Consider the following 17,780-nt stretch of genomic DNA (forward strand, 5'->3'; position numbering starts at 1 on the left):
GGCAGTTGTGCCCTTACATTTCGCACATTTAGCTTCATCCGCCGAAATCAAGGGCATTAGTGCCCTTCATCCCGCACATTTAGCTGCATCGGACGAAATCAAAGGCATTTGTGCCTTTCATTTCGCACATTTAGCCGCATCGGACGAAATCCAAGGCAGTTGTGCCCTTCATTTCGCACATTTAGCTTCAACCGGCGAAATCAAAGGCAGTTGTGCCCTTCATTTCGCACATTTAGCTTCATCCGCCGAAATCAAAGGCATTATTGCCCTTCATTTCGCACATTTAGCCGCATTCGCCGAAATCAAAGGCATTATTGCCCTTCATCCCGCACATTTAGCTACATCCGGCGAAATCAAGGGCATTTGTGCCCTTCATCCCGCACATTTAGCTTCATTCAGCCCGTAGAGGCAAAGCGTTAATCCAGCGCTGCAGCTCAAGGCCGATCAGCTGCGGGTTCTCCTCCGTCAGATGATGGAAGCCCTGACCGATGGGGCATAAGGTCAGGTTGCTAAGATTAGTCCGGCACCAGTCCACCTGAGGTCCGCGGATGGTGCAGCCCGGCTCGGCATAGAATAGCAGCTTCGGCAGCGCTGAGCCGGTGAACCAGCGGTTACGGGCTTCCACCGCCTGCACTACCTCAGGCGGTTGGCCCGCTACCGGTATCTGGTTAGGAAAGACCCACATCGGCTTACGGTTTTCCGGGTTGCGGAACGGCTCACGGTAATGCTCATGTTCTCCGGCACTGAGCTGCCGGTTCATGATGATATGAGGCATTCCTTCGACGAACACATTGTTATCGCGCATAAACGGCCAGCCCTGCTGCGGTTCACGCAGCGTCTGGAACAGCTCACGCGATTCTGCCGGCGTGAATTCCTCCCAGGATGCTGTCGGATATAGAGCCTGCGGCTCAAGCATAGCCACTGCGCGTACATTATCCGGGTGAGCTGCTGCATATGCCAAACCGATTGCCATCCCCCAGTCATGGCCGACCAGCACCAGATTGCTCAGGTCCAGCTGCCTGATGAAGCCGGTGATATATGCTGCATGCTCCGCCAGGGTGAAGCCGTGTCCGGGCTTGTCCGACTGTCCCATACCCGGCAGATCCACTGCAAGGCAGCGCGCAAACGGCTGCAGATAAGGGATGATGTTGCGGTACATATAGCTCCAGGTCGGATTGCCGTGCAGAAAAAGAACGGCCGGGCCCTCGCCTTCATCCACATAATGCAGATTCAGCCCATCCACTTTAATGTAGCGGGATGTGTAAGGAAAACCGGTCTGCAGCGGCAGCTCATGCAGCTCATCCATATGAAACAACTCCTTCTAAGCGTTATATTGATCAACTTAATCCAGCATATCAAAAATCCGGAACGCTGCATTTAGTATAGCAAAAAAGACAACCCTTCACTCTTGAAGGATTGTCTCGCTGCAGACAGCCTGCACAATAGTTTACGTCCGGCGCATATAAGCACGCACTGTTATTGGCGCAAAGACTGCCACGATCACAGCGGCACCAATCAGGGAAAAGACAAGGTCTGAGCCTGCCGTTCCGGTATTGGTCAAATCACGGACTGCGGTAACCAGATGGGAGATCGGGTTGATTGTAACGAACCACTGCAGCCAGTCCGGCATCGTATCTGCCGGTACGAAGGCATTGGACATGAAGGTAAGCGGGAACAGCACAATCATCGAAATGCCTTGTACGCTGGAAGCCGTGCGCGCGATAACACCGAAGAAGGCAAAAATCCAGCTGATTGCCCACGAGCAGCCGATAACCAGCAACGCCGCTATAGCTACATAACCAAGGCCGCCTTCAGGACGATAGCCCATGAAATACCCCATAGTGAAGGTTAGCACCGTAGCAATCGTATAACGAACCGTATCGGCGAGCAGCGCCCCGGCCAGCGGAGCAATACGTGAGATCGGCAGTGACTTGAAGCGGTCGAAGACCCCTTTTTCCATATCCTCACGGAGCTGCACTCCGGTTACGATGGAGGTCGTAATTACTGTCTGGACCAGAATACCCGGAATAATGACCGGCAGATAGCTGACCACATCCCCGGAGATCGCCCCGCCGAAGATATAGGTGAACATCAGGGTGAAAATAATCGGCTGCAGCGTAACATCAAACAACTGCTCGGGTGTACGTTTGATTTTGAGCAGCCCCCGGTAGGCCATCGTTAATGAATTACGCAACGTCTGTCCAAAGCTGGAATGGTTCTTTAGCTGGCGCTCTGCGCCCGGTTTAATGAATGTACTCATACTGCTGTCCCTCCACCTGTTTTTCTTTTCCTGACGCCTGTACGGCATTATCCCCGGTATTGCTGCCGGTAAGTGACAGAAACACCTCATCGAGGGTTGGCTTCTGTACGCTCATTTCTGACAGGGGAATCCCTGCTTCGCGGAGGGCAATCAGCAGATCGGTCACGGCATCTGCATTGCCCATAGGCGCTGTAATAGCTGACGCTTCTGCCGATATGGACGTCTGCACCCTGAGCACACGCTCGACTGTCTGCCGGGCAAGCATCATCTGCTGCGAATCCCGGACTCTGAGGTGCAGAGACGAGCTGCCGATTGAGGATTTCAGAGCATCGACGGTGCCCTCGGCAACTACCCGGCCATGGTCGATCACCGCAATCCGGTCGGCGAGCTGATCCGCTTCCTCCAGATACTGCGTCGTCAGCAGCACGGTCGAGCCCGAGCCTACCAGTCGGCGGATGGTATCCCACATCTGATTGCGGGTCCGCGGGTCCAGCCCGGTCGTCGGCTCATCCAGAAAAATCAGCGGAGGCTGCGCAATCAGGCTTGCCGCCAGATCCAGACGCCGGCGCATCCCGCCGGAGAAATTCTTCAGCGGCCGTCTGGCCGCTTCACTCAGCCCGAATTCCTCCAGCAGCTCAGCCGCCTTGCGCTTGGCATCGGCTCTGCCCAGTCCAAGCAGCCGGGAGAAAATCACCAGGTTCTCGGTCGCGCTGAGTGATTCATCGACCGAGGCATATTGTCCGGTCACCCCGATCAGCTGCCGCACAATCTGCGGCTCCTTCACAACATCATGCCCGAAGATTCTGGCATAGCCGCCGTCCGGTCTGAGCAGGGTAGCCAGCATACGGATTGCGGTTGTTTTTCCTGCGCCGTTAGGCCCAAGCACACCGTAAATGGTGCCGGTAGGCACTTTCAGGTCCACTCCATCCACCGCGCGGTTATCTCCAAACCTTTTGACCAGCCCCTGCGCTTCAATTGCTAATTCAACCTGCTGCCGGGCTTTGTTCCCTTGCTGATTCATTTGCTTCTCCTCCTGTACATCTAATATATAAGGATCTTAAATCCCTTATTTAAACTGAATGTAAACGTGTATGTATCCTTTCAGAACTTTCACCGCTGCCTCATTATACTCCCGCTCTGCGAGCCTGCTTAACAGTCTGTAAGACCATTTATATCTCCGCCTCGGGATGTAGTGACATCACTCAGCTTGGCGATAAGCTTGATGCGCAAATGACGACGAAGCAGCGGCTGCTGATTGCTGTTATTTTGAAGAGCGGCAATACTGCCCCTGCCTTGACCGATCTCGCGGTGATGACCGGGAGCTCCAGGCAAAATGTGAAGAAGATGGCGCTAATACTGGAGAAGCAAGGGCTGGTGGAGCTTGCTAAGGATGCACAGGATGCTAGGATTCTCCGTGTATGGCTGACTGAGGCGTGTATGGTTTATTTTGCGGGAAGAAGCAGGAAAGAGGAGAAGTTTATGGCAGCTTTGTTCAATGATTTCGACGGGGAATTGACGGGCGGGCTGTTCCGCGGATTAGCCGGGCTGAACCGCATTATCATCCTGATGGAGGCCGGTTCGCCTGCTGATGAGAAGGAGTAGATTATTCATGATGGTGCTGACCGTTACTGTAATGTGTATAGCCGCTGCTGTACTAGTGTTTTGGCGGATTCCGCAATGTTAAGTACAGGGGGAATGAAGGGGGTTTTGGGCAGGGTATTCACGCTCTTTAATGAACGGGGTGCTGAAATGGATCAGGCCTGTCTGGTCACCTTTCTCTCGGAAGCCGGCGGCATTTTTACTTTCCGGGAGAATGATGAATGCCAGTCCTTTGCCACAACCGGACGTACTGCTGTCGGCATGGACGGCTGCAGGCAACAGGTACGCTGGAGCGCGTATATGGATAATTACAACATTGTTGACGGCATCCGCCAGCCTAACCGGCTTAGGGCCGTATGGCATTATGATGAGGGTGATCTCGTCTATTTTGACAGTGATAATCTCCGCCTGGAATACCGTTAAGCCCTGCCCCCGGCTGTCTGCACGTGATCCTTCACCTTGCACAGCCACACCATATGCGGATTGCCGGGACCCCAGTAGTCCTGGGCGGTCACATAAGGCGCACCGAACTTCTGCAGCCATCTCTGCTGCGCCCGCTTATAGCCGCTGTCCAGACAGAACTGCTCAATTCCCTGAGCATCCAGCCATTCTGCCATGCTGCGGATCAGCGCCGACCCGATTCCCCGGTTCTGAAGCTGCGGCAGTACGTATAAGCTGCCCAGCTCACCTATATCGTTCAGCCGGCCGCCGGTGCAGATCCGGATTTCTTCTCCGCAGGGCCCGAAGGATATCGTTCCGGCGGCTTCGCCGTCCAGCCTGGCCAGCAGCAGAAAAGTGTCTGGATTAGCACGGGAAAACGCGGTCTGAAGCAGATGATTTTTACCGTCAATCTCCTGGGCTATATCCTCCCGCAGATCCCCCAGCCCTTCCTGTTCAAAGGCATCCGTAATTGAAATCTCAAAAATCCGCGCTGCCGCGCCCCTGTCCCCGGCTGTTAGCCTGCTTATGGTTAGCTCATTATTCATTCTTCCGACACCTCAGATGCAGATTAAGCATGTGCTTAAGCCTAGTGTACACAAATTCTCCCGGATTGTCGCCGGATTCTGCATTCAGCCAGCCTTACCTTTCGCTGTTCAGCGCAACTAGCTCATCCCAGACCGGAGTTGCCGTCCCCGCCTGCTGTTTAAGCCTGTCAAAAGCACTGTTAAGCGCCGTAAGCTCATGCACTGAGCCATCGATCATCCGGGCAACCGGAAGCCTGTGATACAGCTTCAGGAACAGATACATAAGTCTGCGGTAGGAACGGACTGCCTTCACCTGGCCTGCGGGGACTACCGTATAGTCCAGCTTCTCAAGCACACTGAAGCCTTCATCCATCGCCGTTATAATCTGCAGCAGCAGCTTCTTGTTCCGCGCAAGCTTTTTAACGTCACCTTTTACAGCTAAGGTTGCCAGATTCATCGGCAGAATCGTAATAATATGGCTTTTCAGCCATGTATCCATATCCTCAAGGAAGCTCAGCTTATATTGGGTATGTGCAAAGGACTTCACCAGCAGATCCTGAAAAGGAACCGCACCGTCCAGCGCACCAAGCACCATCTGCCCGCCGGCACGGATACAGATCATGCGGTCCTTCTCCCTCCGTCCGCCGCTCAGCTGAAATCCGAAAGCTATATTTTTCTTATTTCCGCTAAGCTCCTCCAGTACTCTCTGCGTATCATGCGCCTCGGGATTATTGCCCACCAGGACAATATTGCGGCTGGCATTCGCTGCAAGCACCGGCAGGACAGCCGGAAAGTCATTGAATTTCATCACAACAAAAATAAGATCATAATGCTCCTCCGGCGCAAGCGTGCTGATTACCTTCACTTTGTCAGTGGTCGTCTTAAGCTGAAAATAGTGGCGGATGACCAGTCCGTCCCGTTTCAGCTCCTCCGCCCGGCTGCCTCTCGCCAACATCGTGACCTCATTTCCGCCTTGAATCAGCACATGTGCCAGATAGCTGCCGAGTACCCCTGCACCATAGACCAAAGTCTTCATCGTATTCTCCCCTTTTTCGAACAAATGTTGTTTTTCAATCATTTGTCCAATATAATTCAGCTTATCCTTCTGTACAATTGTTAAAATCGGCGTTATTGTCGGTTACCCGACAGAATGCACGTAAATGTCCGATAACTTTAAATATAGCTGAATCAAAGGGGAGTTCGCGCATGGACAGACGAGTCCGGAAAAGCCAGGAATCCATTATGGAGGCCCTGATCAGCCTGATGGCAGACAAGGAATTCGAGAAAATTACAATTAATGAAATTGCAGAACGTGCAGACGTCAACCGCGGAACCGTCTATGCCCATTATACGGACAAGTACCACCTGCTGGACTTATGTATCGAGACCCATCTGGATCTGCTTATCGCAAGCTGTATGCCGCTGGAAGAGCATAATGAACCGCCTTATCCGACAAAAGACTCCCTGCTGCGTGTATTCACTATGCTGGAGAAGCATTCGGCGTTCTACACCACCCTGCTGACAAGCAAGGGGGTGCCTGCTCTGCGCAGCCGCCTGCTTGAGATGATCTGCCTGGGTATCAGGCAGCAATTTGCAGAGGAGCAGTTCCCTGCAGGTATGAATCAGGAGATACGGATTCAATTTATGGCTTCCGCTACTGTCGGGGTTATTGAATGGTGGTTCACGAACCCGCTGCCTTATTCAGCCGAAGACATTACCGGGCAGCTGTGGGAGATGCTGGAGCAGAATCAGATGCTGCCCGGCAAACTGCTTGTCTGAGGATTAAGCCCGTTTTGCTGCAATAATGTACTATAGCCCGCCGCGCGTTCCGGTGTACGATTCATGTTGACTACACATCAGGAGGTCCTCATGAATCTAACCGCTTTTCTTGTATATTGCGTCGTTGTCACCTTTACTCCGGGACCGACCAATATTGTCATCCTTTCCACAGTCCAGCACAACAGCCTGAAGCAGGCCATGAAGTATGTATGGGGCGCAACGCTGGCCTTTGGCCTGCTTCTGGCTGCCTCCGCCCTGCTGAACCGGATGCTGTCCGGCGTGCTGCCCGGTGTTCTCAACGTAATGCAGGTCGTTGGCAGCCTGTATATGCTGTATCTGGCTTATCAGATTTACCGGATGAACACAGCGGAAGCACAGAATCACTATACATACAGCTTTGCTTCAGGCCTGCTCATGCAGTTTATCAATCCCAAAGTGATTCTGTTTACGCTAACCGTAATTCCCGGCTATGTCCTGCCTTATTACAGCTCTCCGCCAATGCTGACCGTATTCGTCATGGTCATTACTATAATCGGGTTTTTGGCGTTTATGGCCTGGCTGGTATTCGGGGCGGTGTTCCGTGCCTTTCTGCAGGCTCACCGGCGGACAGCGAACACCGTTATGGCACTGTTTATGATATATTCGGCTGTAATGGTCTCGGGAATTTTGTAGAGGAAGGAGGCGGAAGCTGTGGAGCAGTTTATTTACAAAAAATCAGAGGATGTTCTGGCCTTATCCGCAAGCATGAGCAAATTTACGTATAAGAAGCACTGCCACGAGGAATATGCGGTCGGTGTCACTCTGCGCGGTATCCAGCAGTATCAGCTCGGCGGCAGCTTCCAGTCCTCACACCAGGGCGGGGTCATGCTGTTTAACCGGGAGCAGTATCATGACGGCAGCTCCTATGACCGGGACGGGATTGACTATATCATGCTCTATCTCCGGCCGGAGCTCGTGTTTGAGGTGCTTGGCGGCAGGGAGCTGCGCTTTGATGCTCCGATCGTGTATGACCGCGGGCTAGCCCGGCAGATTTGCGCTCTTTCCGGTGCGGTCCAGTCCGGCCGAGAGGATGCTTTATCAGGTGAGCTGCTGCTGTCGTTGATTGAACGCCTTGCCCGGACAGCTGAGGATACAGCCGCAAGCCGAGCGGGAACGGATAACCGGTTTATCGATCAGGCAAAAGAAATGATGCTGGGCAGCCTTGGCGATGTGCTCAAGCTGGATGAGCTGTGCCTTGCGCTTGGCATGTCGAAGTTCCAGTTCATCCGCGGATTCAAGCAGCATGCCGGCATCTCCCCCTATCAGTTTTTTCTGAACTGCAAAATCGAGCATGCCAGACGCTCCATCGAACGCACCAAGGATATCTATGCGGCAGTGGCAGATTACGGCTTCTTTGACCTTACCCACCTGAACCGCCATTTCAAAAGCATGTTCGGCATCACCGCCTATGAGTATATGACACAGCTTAGCTAAAAAAAACAGAAGCTCCGCGGGTGCACTGATTACCCGCAGGAGCTTCTGTCTGTTACACTTCGTTTTTCTACCAGCTCATAATGCGAGGAGGGGAACCATTCGGAGTAGATTCGGCCCACTTACGCATCAGGCTCCTCAAGTGAAATCGTGTTCAGAATATCAATGAACTGCTGCTTGCTCTTCGGGTCTTTATCCAGATTCGTAAAATCAAGAATATAGATCACTTTATCCTTAACCGAAACAACGCCGTAATATGTATTATGAGTTCCGGTTATACCGGAAGCGGCTGTACCATTATCGGCATCAAGAGTAATTAACCGGCATGATCCGGCCGGAAGCTGAATAGTTTCATCGTTAATTATCGAGCTATGATTAGGCATTGCATGCTTGAATTCATAGTTCGCCTCATAGGGACTTGAAGAGATTCTTCCCGCTGCTTCTCCCCGTTCATTCATCATCAGGTAGTTCAGCTTGTCCCCTCTATCCAGCTCCCAACCGGCAGGCAGCTCAATAACGAGTGAAGACAGACCGTAGGCCTGGCTTTCTCCAGCAGAAGCAATGGCTGCTTGGCTGTCCGCGTCCACCTGAACATTCCCCTCTGATCCCGAAGAAAAACATCCCGTAAGAACAACCAGCAGCGAGAGCGCTGCAATTATTTTTTTATTAGTAGTTAACATAAACCTTTCATCACCCTCCACAGCATCTTATCTGATCATTTGGAATCATTATCCCATAGGAATGAATACAGCGCAGGGGTAAATAACGAAGATTATTGAACAATTGCCTTTTTAGGAGCCGGATTGATTATAGATTGAAATGTAATTAGATATATGTATAATTAGATTGTATCGAAATAACATCCCTGGAGGATTAGTCATGAAAAGTAAGCTGAATAATTTTCTGGATAAGGACCGCAAGCTGCGCAGCTGGCCGGCGAAACGCTCCAACCAGAGAATCGTACTGGAGTATCTGAGCACGAATTTTATGGAGGGTGTGGAGTATACTGAAGCGGAGATTAACGAGATCATTAAAGAGAATCACACCTTCAATGATCATTGCTTCCTGAGAAGAGAGCTGGTAGAGAACAGGCTGCTGGGACGGACCGGGGACGGCAGCAGGTACTGGAAGCTTCCGCTGCCTGCAGACCGTGAATTTAGCTGAGCAATGACAGCAATAAGGAAATAAGCCTGCGGCTGTCCCAAGCGGGATTGCCACAGGCTTATTATTCACAGAGACTATACTAATCTTTAACCTTGACGGTATATTGGCGCACCCAGCGGAGCGGCTCCGGCACCGCCGTCAGCACAGATATCTGCACCTTGAATGAAGGAGGAGTCGTCAGATGCCAGGAACAAGGCGACCTTTGCAATTTCTTCCGGTTCCCCAAGCCGGTTAAGCGGAATCGACATTGACATGCCTGCTTCCAACTGCGCCCAGCCTTCCGGTGTAGACTGGCCCCAGATTGGCGTGCGGGTTGCGCCCGGAACAACATTGTTAACTCGGATTCCCCGCGGCGACAGCTCGGCAGCCAGTACCTTAGTCATGCTGCTAACGGCTCCTTTGCTTGCCGCATAAGCCGAGCCGCCTGGTCTGCCTGCATTTGCCAATACGGATCCGGTAAGGATGACTGAAGCACCCTTTTGCAGATATGGAATTGCTGCTTGAACGGTGAAGAAGACACCCGTCACATTCACTCTCAGCACCTCTTCAAAAACAGACAGCTCCGTGCCGCCAAGCGGTGTTGATCCGCTGATGCCTGCATTCGCATAGACAACATCGAGTCTGCCGAATGCTTCAATAGCCGCCGCTACAGCCTTTGCCGAGCTTTCAGGGTCTGTCGCATCTGCTTGAACAGCCAGCGCAGACGCACTCCCCAACTCCTCAACTGCTGCATTCAGCGTACCCGCATTGCGTCCGGTAATTACAACCTTTGCCCCTTCATTAACGAACAATCTGGCGGCAGCCAGACCAATACCGCTATTCCCTCCGGTGATTAGAGCTACCTTACCATCCAGCTTTCCCATCGTGAACACTCCTTTGTATTTGTAATTCATGTTATAGAATCGCTTGCAGACTAGAGATTCCCATTACGGGAACGAACGGTCTATAATACTCAAAAAAATTTTGTCTGTAGACCTCCGTTTCTCTCATCTATAGCCAGTTTAGCATATCGGGAACGATCGGTAAATAATTATTTTTTACTGAACGTTCTTAATACTGCAAGCACCAATCCGCCCATTCTGTCATACACAGTGGTAATAGGAAAGGCGGGATGCGGGTGAGGAACAACAGCGGGTTTGAGCAGCGGGCCATTTTTCTGGCAGCTGTTTGCTGTCAGACATATGTACAATTCAATAATCCGGACGGCTTATTTGTAGTACCGCAGAATTATACGCTGAGGCATACCATCTACGCCAAAGCCTTCGGCGGCAGGCGCGAGCGGTTCGGCTTTATCCTGGAATCTCCGGATGAGATTATTGTTGCCTTCCGCGGCACCAGCCAGCAGGCCGACTGGATATCCGATCTGATCGCCTCGCAGCGCAGCTTCAAATATATCAGGCAGGACTGCCTGACCCACCGGGGATTCACCGACATCTACGCCACCGCCAGAAACGAGCTCATCCCCGCGCTCTCTGCCCTGCCGTCCTCCAAACCCTTAACCATCACCGGACATAGTCTCGGAGCAGCCCTTGCGACCCTATGTGCAGTGGATACAGCGGCCAATACCGCCTTCACGCTACCTGCGCTATACACCTATGGTTCACCCAGAGTCGGGGACCCTGCCTTCAAAAAAGCCTTCAACTCGTATATCCGTACCAGCTACCGTATCGCCAATACCTTTGATGCTGTAACCTTTGTTCCGCCTACCGTCTACAAGCTGCCCAAGCGGGATAAGAGATATTATTACAGCCATGTCCCCGAGCTTGTCACCCTCACCTTCCAGCTTGGGGCGGTCGGCCTGAATCATATTATCAGCAGCTACTTTGCTGAGCTTGCCAGGCTAGACCCGGCGTATGCCGGGCAGCTGTGCCAAGCGAATCCCGGTTTCTGTCCGGCCGCCATTCCTTCAGCAGTACCTGTCCCTTTAACCTGATACAGCAGGCTGCCTGCCGATGAACCGTAGTAGGGTTTGTCCTGCCTCCACCGGCTGCAGCAGCCAGACATAGGCATGAATCGAATCCGTAATCCTCTCTATTTCAGCCTGCTTCACCAGACCGGCAAAGTGATCCAGGCTGCTGCGGACCCGCTCATTCGCCCACTCTGCTTCACTAGGCAGGAACAACACCGGGCATTGAACCAGCCTGTAGTATGCCTCAAACTTTGAATCCCAGAATTTTTGAATATACTCTGTGCGTACACGGTTCAGGTAGCAGTAGGTATATCTCCCGTCTCCCAGCTGCTGCAGACTGTTCTCATAGAACGGCTGGAAATGCTCATTCCACAGTCCTTCACTTTCCAGCCCGTCACGCTCTTCAGCAACATACTCCTCCCTGCTCATAAATACGCGTTCCTGCCGTTCCTCCAGCTCAGCGCGCATAATCTCTTTCTTCTGTTCAATCTCCTCGGGTGTCCCGTTAAACAAACCGAGCTCACCGAACTCATTGCAGAGTGCGCCTTCGCAGATTAGCGATTGGACAAGCTCCGGATGCGCGGCAGCCAGGCTTAGGCCGATCTCCGCCCCCATCGAGCTGCCGACAACATGACAGCGCTCCACCTGCAGCTCCCGGAGCAGCAGATACAGATCCTGTGCCATATCATCAATATGATAGCCGGTCTGCGGCTTATCCGATTTGCCGTGTCCCCGTAAGTCTGGTGCGATGATGCTGTACCGCTCAACAAACTGCGGGAGCACACCGTTCCACATATGCAGATTGCCGCCGCTGAAATGAAGGAACAGCACCGTTTCCTTGCCCTCTTGTATTGAATGCATTACATTTAGCCCGATTTGGCCCAGTTGAATGATTTCCTCAATCATAATATGATGTACCTCCTATGTACGGCTTGCTTATGCATCGCTTGTTAGATTTTGTATCGCAGGCGTATCTCGTAAAGATAGGTAATATTCAGGAACCTGTCAACGATATTTCTGCTATACCCGGCACAAAAAGACAGCTCAGCAACCGCCGGAAGCGGGCTGAGCTGTCTTTTTCATCAGAACAAGTTACAGTGAAGCTTTAATCACACGCTTGTAATACAGCACAGACAGGAAGCCAAAGATCGAATACAGCACGGTGTACAGCAGCATCACCAGAATCATCGGCGTCAGCATTTCCGTACCGAAGAAGAACCAGCCGGATTTGACTGCAAAATAGCTGTGACACAGTCCGATTATAAGCGGGATACCGAAGTTGAACAGCTGCTTGAACTGGACTCCGCGCAGCAGATCACCTTGGGTAAAGCCCAGCTTACGCAGAATGGTATAGCCGTCCTTTTCCTCTTCACCTTCATCCATCTGCTTGAAATACAGAATGCAGCCCGAGGTAATCAGGAAGGTCAGGCCGAGAAAGCCGACAATGAACATGATCAAGCCCATGTTGCTGCGCTGTTCCAGCTCAACCTCATATTGGGAGAAGCTCGGCTGCTCCGGCTTCAGCTCCAGGAAAATCTCATTGGCTTCAGCCCGCTGTGAGCGGTCGGCCAGCTCGATTCCGTAATACTCTCTTTTCCCTTCACCTCTTTGCACTTTTGGATTCTGGGCTTGGACAAATCCCTGGTACCTGCTCTCATCCACCACAAAAATGGCACCGCCTCCGCCATAGTAATAGGGTAGAACAGCTTCCGAGGAGTTGCCTTGGACCTGCAGGCTGACCTTTCCGTTTAACGTGTCAAATATCACTTCACCCGTTTCGCTAAGCGACATGAACTGCTGAAGTGCCCCTCCGTAGCCAACAATTGTCGTTTCGTCCGGCTGCAGATCCATACCGCTGAAATCCTTTTCGCTGAGAACAGCCGTTAGAAGCAGACGGTCATCCGGGGATTTGAAAGCAGAATTATCCATGATCCCGCTGGCATCCACTTCCATCATTATAGGCTTCATGTGAATTTCTTTGTATTTAATGTTCTGCGCATCCAGCGCCTGGACAAACTTCTCCTTCGCCTCCACGCGGGCAAACCCGAAATCATCCGGTGAACTCTCTTTTGCCGTAGCCTCCGCAGAATAATAAGAGATATAGCTGAGGGACAGCAATCCGATAGCCAGTGCCGAAACGGTAGTGATAATCGTCAGCAGCAGCGCGTTCGACTTCATCCGGAACATGATCGAGGACAAAGAGAGTACTTCATTAATCGACAGGTAGCCCTGCTTGCTCTTGCGGATGGCATTGAACAGGAAGCTGACTGACCCTTTATAGAATAGATAGGTTCCAATAATGACCAGCGCCAGAATCGTAATCATCGCCCGCATCAGCTCGGACATTTCTGTATATTTGCCACTGAACAGCTGGGTTGAAATGTAATAGCCGCCCCCTACAAAGGCAATGCCAAGGATTCCGAGAACAATCTCCCACAGCGGCATTTTGCGGATTTGTGTCTGCGTCGTTACATTTACTTTGAACAGAGACAGAATGCTCTGGCCTTTAATAAACGTATAGTTCATCAGCATGATCAGCACATAGATCGCCGCAAAAACGATGATCGTCCGCACCAGCGCCTCAGATGAGAACCGCAGCTCGGCCATCGCGTCGATTTCCAGGATTTTGAACAGAATCATTAGAATCAGGCGCGACATGGCAAATCCGGCAGCAATCCCGGCAACCATTGACCCGAAATAGAGCATCAGGTTCTCGGCGCTCAGCAGTCTGAAGATTTTACCTTTGGTGAGCCCGATCAGCTGAAATAATCCGATCTCTTTACTGCGCCGTTTGATAAAGATCGTATTCGCATACAGCAGGAAGATCGCGACGATGGCGACCAGCAGGATCGAAGAGGTTCCGATGGCTGCCCCGCCTTTTACCGAACCGGCAACCTCGTCCATGGAAGGATCGAACTGCAGGGTAACGAAGGAGAAATACAGCGCCACACTGAAAATAAGCGCGAAGACGTACAGGTAATAGTTTTTGATGTTCTTTTTGAGATTGCGGTACACAATATAATTCAGGTCCATGATTGGACACCGCCCAATACGCCCTGGGTTTTGATAATATCGTTAAAAAAGGACTGCCGCGGTTCATCCCCCTTGTTCAGTTGGGTGTAAATTTGCCCGTCGCGGATAAAAACGACCCGACTGCAATAGCTCGCCGCCACCGGATCATGCGTAACCATCACAATGGTCGCCTGGCGTCCCCGGTTCATGTCCGACAGCTTGTTCAGCAGGTCAGAGGCAGATTTGGAGTCCAGAGCCCCGGTCGGTTCATCGGCAAAAATAATGCTTGGCTCATGCACGAACGCCCGCGCTGCCGAGGTCCGCTGCTTCTGCCCGCCGGAAATTTCCGCCGGATATTTATTTTGCAGCTCGGCAATCCCAAGCTCCCCCGCTACCTGCGCAAACCGCTGATGCGCCTCCTTCTTGGAGATTCCGGTAATCGAGAGCGGCAGCAGCACATTTTCCTTGACGGTCAATGTATCAAGCAGGTTATACTCCTGAAAAATAAACCCCAGATGATGCTTGCGGAACTCCGCCAGCTGCTTCTCCTTCATTCCGGTAAATTCCTTGCCTTCAATTTCAATTGTCCCCTGGCTGACCCGGTCGATGGAGGACAGCACATTCAGCAGGGTGGTTTTGCCTGAACCAGACGCGCCCATGATGCCGACGAACTCGCCTTTATCCACCTGCAGGTCGATCCCCTTCAATACTTCCTGCTTGTTGAATTTATTTCCGTAGGTTTTGTAAATTTTATTGGCTTGTAAAATGACCATCTCGCAACCACTCCTTTTCTGTACCTCAATCATAACCGGGTCGGGGCTCAGCTTCCTGCGTTTCACCTAACAATATGAACGGGCATGTGACATTATTGTCACACGCCCGTTCATATTGAAATGGAAATAACATACATGTGACGCCGGATATGATATATTCAGAATAATCATATCTATCTGACGGGAGGGTCCAATGAAACAGGCATTTATCAGCGCCCTGGAGCACTCTTCGCTTGAGGAGCTGCGCCGGATTCCCAAGAGCGATCTCCACAATCATGCCGGGCGGGGCGGGAACTTAAAGTACATAGAAGCCTGGGCTAACGTCACCATCCAGCCTCATTCCGGGGCTTTTGCCTCACTCGGTGAGATGCAGGAATGGTTCGTACACAACGTGAAATGCCATTGCCCCGGAACCCAGGGTTATCTAAAAAGAATTGAAGCTGCCTTCGCCCAGGCCGCTGACGATGGCATCCAGCTGCTTGCGCTAAGCTTCGGGATTGATGAGATCGACTCACTTGGCGGCATGGAGCCCTTTATCCGCATTATGGACAGCCTGCATCAGCGTTATGCTCCCGGAGCAGTGTTTCTGCCGGAGCTTGCCTTGGACAGAGCCGGCAATACGAATGCAGTCTGCCGACGCCTGGGTGAAATATTCGCCTATCAATGGTTCCGCTCCATTGATATCTGCGGTCCCGAATTAGCGCAGCCGATCACAAATTTCCGCTCCATCTACCGCACAGCCCAATCGGCAGGGCTGGTGCTCAAAGCGCACACCGGCGAATTCGGAACTGCTGATGATGTGCTGGAAGCAGCCGTGGAGTTGGAGCTTCAGGAGGTGCATCACGGCATCGCCGCCGCAGCTTCCCCTCAGGTCATGCAGTGGCTGGCTGATCATCACATCCGGCTGAACGTATGCCCAACCAGCAATGTGATGCTCGGAAGGACCAGGGATTATGCCAGCCATCCGGTCAGAACGCTCTATGATGCCGGTGTTCCGGTAACTATCAATACTGACGATCTGCTGATTTTTAACCAGAGTGTGTCTGAGGAATATCTTAACTTGTATCTGTGCGGCTTAATGTCGGCAGTGGAGCTGAATGAAATCCGTGAATGCGGACTCCACTCAGGCTGACCCGCCTGTCTTCACAAAATCATTCTCCCGCGGAAAGGTCAGCGTAAACGCTGTACCTTTTCCGGGCTCTGACTCCACGCTTAGGCCGATCAGCAGCGGTTCCGCCACCTGCTTCGTAAGGTACAGGCCCATACCCGTTGCTGCACCCTCCAAACGGCCCAGCACAGAGGTAAAGCCTTTATCGAATATACGCGGCAGATCCTTGGGACTGATTCCCTTCCCCTCATCTCTGATTATCAGCACCACATGCCCTTCCTGCCCGCGGCTCTGTATTACAATATCCGAAGCTTCACTATACTTCACGGCGTTGGTCAGCAGCTGCCGCAGCATAAAGCCCAGCCACTTGCCGTCCGTCAGCACTGTTTCAGCCTCAAGCTCAACCTCGAACCCGATCCCCTTCGGAATACACCACGTTCTTAATCCCCGGATCTCTTTATTCAGAATTGGCCCAAGCGCTGTATGCTCAATAAAAAGATCGTTACGCATGAACGGAATCCGCTTCTGATGCAGCTGCTGGTCCAGCAGATGGTGAATCCGCATCCATTCGTACATCATCTGGATCTGCAGCGCTTCATCCGGCAGACGCTCGATCATCAGCTGCATCGCTGTGAGCGGTGTCTTCACCTCGTGAATCCATGCCAGCAGATCGTCCTTTTCCTCCTCAAGCAGCCGGAAGTTTGCCGCCGATTCCTGCCGGTAGCGTTCAGTCTGGAGGGTTACCGCCTCCTGCACAATCTGCTCAAACGGACTGTCCGCCTCCCGGAATGCCTCCAGATCATATACCTGATCCCAGGTCTCCACCGTCCTGTAGAACCGGGTCTCCTTCTGATACCGGATGAATACAAACAGCGTGCAGACCAGCACATTGAGCAGCACTATATACAGTAACGGCAGGAACGGAATCGACGCATCTACAAAAGCCACGAATAGAATCAGCAGCTGCATTCCGGCCAGCAAAAGCAGCCAGCTTCTTTTTTCAGCAATGTATTTAGCGATCATAATGCAGCTTCTTCGGTAGCCATGTAGCCCTGCCCGACCTTTGTTTCGATGTAAGCATCCAGTCCGAGCGGCTCCAGCTTTTTGCGCAGCCGGTTCACATTCACGGTTAAGGTATTGTCGCTTACAAAATGCTCATTGTCCCACAAATTCTTGATCAGCTCCTCACGGTCCACAATCCGGTCCTTATGCTCAACCAGAATTTTGAGGATGAACATTTCGTTTTTGGTCAGCAGAGCTGCACCCTGGCTGTTGGTTACGGTATTTTTCACATATTCGATCGTAGCGCCGCGCCATGTTCTCAGCTCAGTCCGTTCGGTGCTGTAGTTATACACCCGCCGGAGCGTAGCCTGGATTTTGGCGATCAGCACATCGAAATGGAACGGCTTTTGCATAAAATCATCCGCCCCCAGCTGCATCGACATCACCATATCGCTCGGATGATCACGCGAGGACAGGAAGATAATCGGCACATTGGAGTGCGCCCGGATCATCCGGCACCAGTGGAACCCGTCGAACAGCGGCAGCTGAATGTCAATAATGACCAGCTCCGGCTGAACCGCCGTGAACTCCTGCAGCACCTTGGCAAAATCGTTGACACCATAAATTTCATACGACCACTGGGATAAACGTTCTTTAATTTCTGTAAAAAGGGTAACATCGTCTTCAATCAGCATGATTTTGAACATCTGAGCACTCCGTTTCAGGGTCTTCGTCCTAT

General features: G+C 52.0%; 21 protein-coding genes. 9 read left to right on the forward strand and 12 right to left on the reverse strand.

Features of this window, described 5'->3' with window-relative positions; genetic code table 11:
* On the forward strand, positions 1–406 hold a 406-nt coding region (locus tag BN3772_RS15225), incomplete at its 5' end, for a hypothetical protein (RefSeq protein WP_042200488.1).
* Here BN3772_RS15225 and BN3772_RS15230 read toward each other — a convergent pair.
* The 3 genes from BN3772_RS15230 to BN3772_RS15240 all read right to left on the reverse strand — a co-directional run bounded on the left by BN3772_RS15230 (position 392) and on the right by BN3772_RS15240 (position 3,281).
* Entirely contained in the window at positions 392–1,306 is a 915-nt protein-coding gene (locus BN3772_RS15230; protein WP_042200489.1) for a haloalkane dehalogenase, read from the reverse strand. The two genes, BN3772_RS15225 and BN3772_RS15230, sit on opposite strands and share 15 nt — an antisense overlap.
* 141 nt (positions 1,307–1,447) lie before the next feature.
* The gene (locus BN3772_RS15235; RefSeq protein ID WP_042200491.1) at positions 1,448–2,260 is read right to left on the reverse strand and encodes an ABC transporter permease; all 813 of its coding nucleotides are present in this window, start codon (positions 2,258–2,260) and stop codon (positions 1,448–1,450) included.
* Positions 2,244–3,281: a daunorubicin resistance protein DrrA family ABC transporter ATP-binding protein gene (locus BN3772_RS15240; RefSeq protein WP_042200492.1), complete on the reverse strand. Its 1,038-nt coding sequence runs from the start codon at positions 3,279–3,281 to the stop codon at positions 2,244–2,246. Before BN3772_RS15240 ends, BN3772_RS15235 begins: the two co-directional genes overlap by 17 nt.
* Positions 3,282–3,490: 209 nt before the next feature.
* On the opposite strand from BN3772_RS15240, the gene BN3772_RS15245 reads away from it, so the two are divergent.
* Together BN3772_RS15245 and BN3772_RS15250 are read left to right on the forward strand one after the other, a co-directional pair.
* The gene (locus BN3772_RS15245; RefSeq protein ID WP_052380523.1) at positions 3,491–3,862 is read left to right on the forward strand and encodes a helix-turn-helix domain-containing protein; all 372 of its coding nucleotides are present in this window, start codon (positions 3,491–3,493) and stop codon (positions 3,860–3,862) included.
* 93 nt (positions 3,863–3,955) lie between these two features.
* Positions 3,956–4,282: a DUF6544 family protein gene (locus BN3772_RS15250; RefSeq protein WP_157643600.1), complete on the forward strand. Its 327-nt coding sequence runs from the start codon at positions 3,956–3,958 to the stop codon at positions 4,280–4,282.
* Here the strand turns inward: BN3772_RS15250 and BN3772_RS15255 are convergent.
* A complete protein-coding gene (locus BN3772_RS15255) occupies positions 4,279–4,845 on the reverse strand; it encodes a GNAT family N-acetyltransferase (RefSeq protein WP_042200495.1) in 567 nt (188 codons plus the stop codon). The genes BN3772_RS15250 and BN3772_RS15255 overlap by 4 nt on opposite strands.
* 94 nt (positions 4,846–4,939) lie before the next feature.
* Positions 4,940–5,860 (reverse strand): ketopantoate reductase family protein, encoded by a 921-nt coding sequence (locus tag BN3772_RS15260; RefSeq protein ID WP_042200496.1) that lies wholly within the window; start codon positions 5,858–5,860, stop codon positions 4,940–4,942.
* A 170-nt stretch (positions 5,861–6,030) separates the two neighbouring features.
* Between BN3772_RS15260 and BN3772_RS15265 the strand changes: the two genes are divergently transcribed.
* The 3 genes from BN3772_RS15265 (at position 6,031) to BN3772_RS15275 (ending at position 8,076) form a co-directional block, all read left to right on the forward strand.
* Positions 6,031–6,603, forward strand: coding sequence for a TetR/AcrR family transcriptional regulator (locus tag BN3772_RS15265; protein WP_042200497.1), 573 nt, complete (start codon positions 6,031–6,033; stop codon positions 6,601–6,603).
* A gap of 90 nt (positions 6,604–6,693) precedes the next feature.
* Positions 6,694–7,275: a LysE family translocator gene (locus BN3772_RS15270; RefSeq protein ID WP_042200499.1), complete on the forward strand. Its 582-nt coding sequence runs from the start codon at positions 6,694–6,696 to the stop codon at positions 7,273–7,275.
* A gap of 18 nt (positions 7,276–7,293) precedes the next feature.
* Positions 7,294–8,076: a helix-turn-helix transcriptional regulator gene (locus tag BN3772_RS15275; protein ID WP_042200501.1), complete on the forward strand. Its 783-nt coding sequence runs from the start codon at positions 7,294–7,296 to the stop codon at positions 8,074–8,076.
* A gap of 119 nt (positions 8,077–8,195) precedes the next feature.
* On the opposite strand, the gene BN3772_RS15280 is transcribed toward BN3772_RS15275, so the two are convergent.
* The gene (locus tag BN3772_RS15280; protein ID WP_042200502.1) at positions 8,196–8,753 is read right to left on the reverse strand and encodes a hypothetical protein; all 558 of its coding nucleotides are present in this window, start codon (positions 8,751–8,753) and stop codon (positions 8,196–8,198) included.
* 199 nt (positions 8,754–8,952) lie between these two features.
* Here BN3772_RS15280 and BN3772_RS15285 point away from each other — a divergent pair, with 199 nt between their 5' ends.
* Complete coding sequence (locus tag BN3772_RS15285) at positions 8,953–9,237, forward strand: DUF2087 domain-containing protein (RefSeq protein ID WP_042200504.1); 285 nt, start codon at positions 8,953–8,955, stop codon at positions 9,235–9,237.
* 86 nt (positions 9,238–9,323) lie between these two features.
* Here BN3772_RS15285 and BN3772_RS15290 read toward each other — a convergent pair whose 3' ends face one another.
* Positions 9,324–10,100 (reverse strand): SDR family NAD(P)-dependent oxidoreductase, encoded by a 777-nt coding sequence (locus BN3772_RS15290; RefSeq protein WP_042200506.1) that lies wholly within the window; start codon positions 10,098–10,100, stop codon positions 9,324–9,326.
* Between the two features lie 254 nt (positions 10,101–10,354).
* On the opposite strand from BN3772_RS15290, the gene BN3772_RS15295 reads away from it, so the two are divergent.
* Positions 10,355–11,170, forward strand: coding sequence for an alpha/beta fold hydrolase (locus BN3772_RS15295; protein WP_425280442.1), 816 nt, complete (start codon positions 10,355–10,357; stop codon positions 11,168–11,170).
* Here BN3772_RS15295 and BN3772_RS15300 read toward each other — a convergent pair.
* The 3 genes from BN3772_RS15300 to BN3772_RS15310 form a co-directional block, all read right to left on the reverse strand.
* Positions 11,162–12,052 (reverse strand): alpha/beta fold hydrolase, encoded by an 891-nt coding sequence (locus BN3772_RS15300; RefSeq protein WP_052380525.1) that lies wholly within the window; start codon positions 12,050–12,052, stop codon positions 11,162–11,164. The two genes, BN3772_RS15295 and BN3772_RS15300, sit on opposite strands and share 9 nt — an antisense overlap.
* Before the next feature lie 186 nt (positions 12,053–12,238).
* Positions 12,239–14,179 carry an FtsX-like permease family protein gene (locus tag BN3772_RS15305; RefSeq protein ID WP_042200510.1) on the reverse strand — a complete coding sequence of 647 codons (1,941 nt, stop codon included), beginning with the start codon at positions 14,177–14,179 and terminating at the stop codon, positions 12,239–12,241.
* Entirely contained in the window at positions 14,170–14,931 is a 762-nt protein-coding gene (locus tag BN3772_RS15310) for an ABC transporter ATP-binding protein (RefSeq protein ID WP_042200511.1), read from the reverse strand. Before BN3772_RS15310 ends, BN3772_RS15305 begins: the two co-directional genes overlap by 10 nt.
* Before the next feature lie 193 nt (positions 14,932–15,124).
* Here BN3772_RS15310 and BN3772_RS15315 point away from each other — a divergent pair, with 193 nt between their 5' ends.
* A complete protein-coding gene (locus tag BN3772_RS15315) occupies positions 15,125–16,063 on the forward strand; it encodes an amidohydrolase family protein (protein WP_042200513.1) in 939 nt (312 codons plus the stop codon).
* On the opposite strand, the gene BN3772_RS15320 is transcribed toward BN3772_RS15315, so the two are convergent.
* Entirely contained in the window at positions 16,055–17,062 is a 1,008-nt protein-coding gene (locus tag BN3772_RS15320) for a sensor histidine kinase (protein ID WP_042200514.1), read from the reverse strand. The genes BN3772_RS15315 and BN3772_RS15320 overlap by 9 nt on opposite strands.
* Positions 17,059–17,748: a response regulator transcription factor gene (locus tag BN3772_RS15325; RefSeq protein ID WP_042200516.1), complete on the reverse strand. Its 690-nt coding sequence runs from the start codon at positions 17,746–17,748 to the stop codon at positions 17,059–17,061. Before BN3772_RS15325 ends, BN3772_RS15320 begins: the two co-directional genes overlap by 4 nt.
* Positions 17,749–17,780: the final 32 nt, after the last annotated feature.

The organism is Paenibacillus camerounensis (assembly GCF_000723885.1).
Lineage (GTDB): Bacteria > Bacillota > Bacilli > Paenibacillales > Paenibacillaceae > Paenibacillus_AQ > Paenibacillus_AQ camerounensis.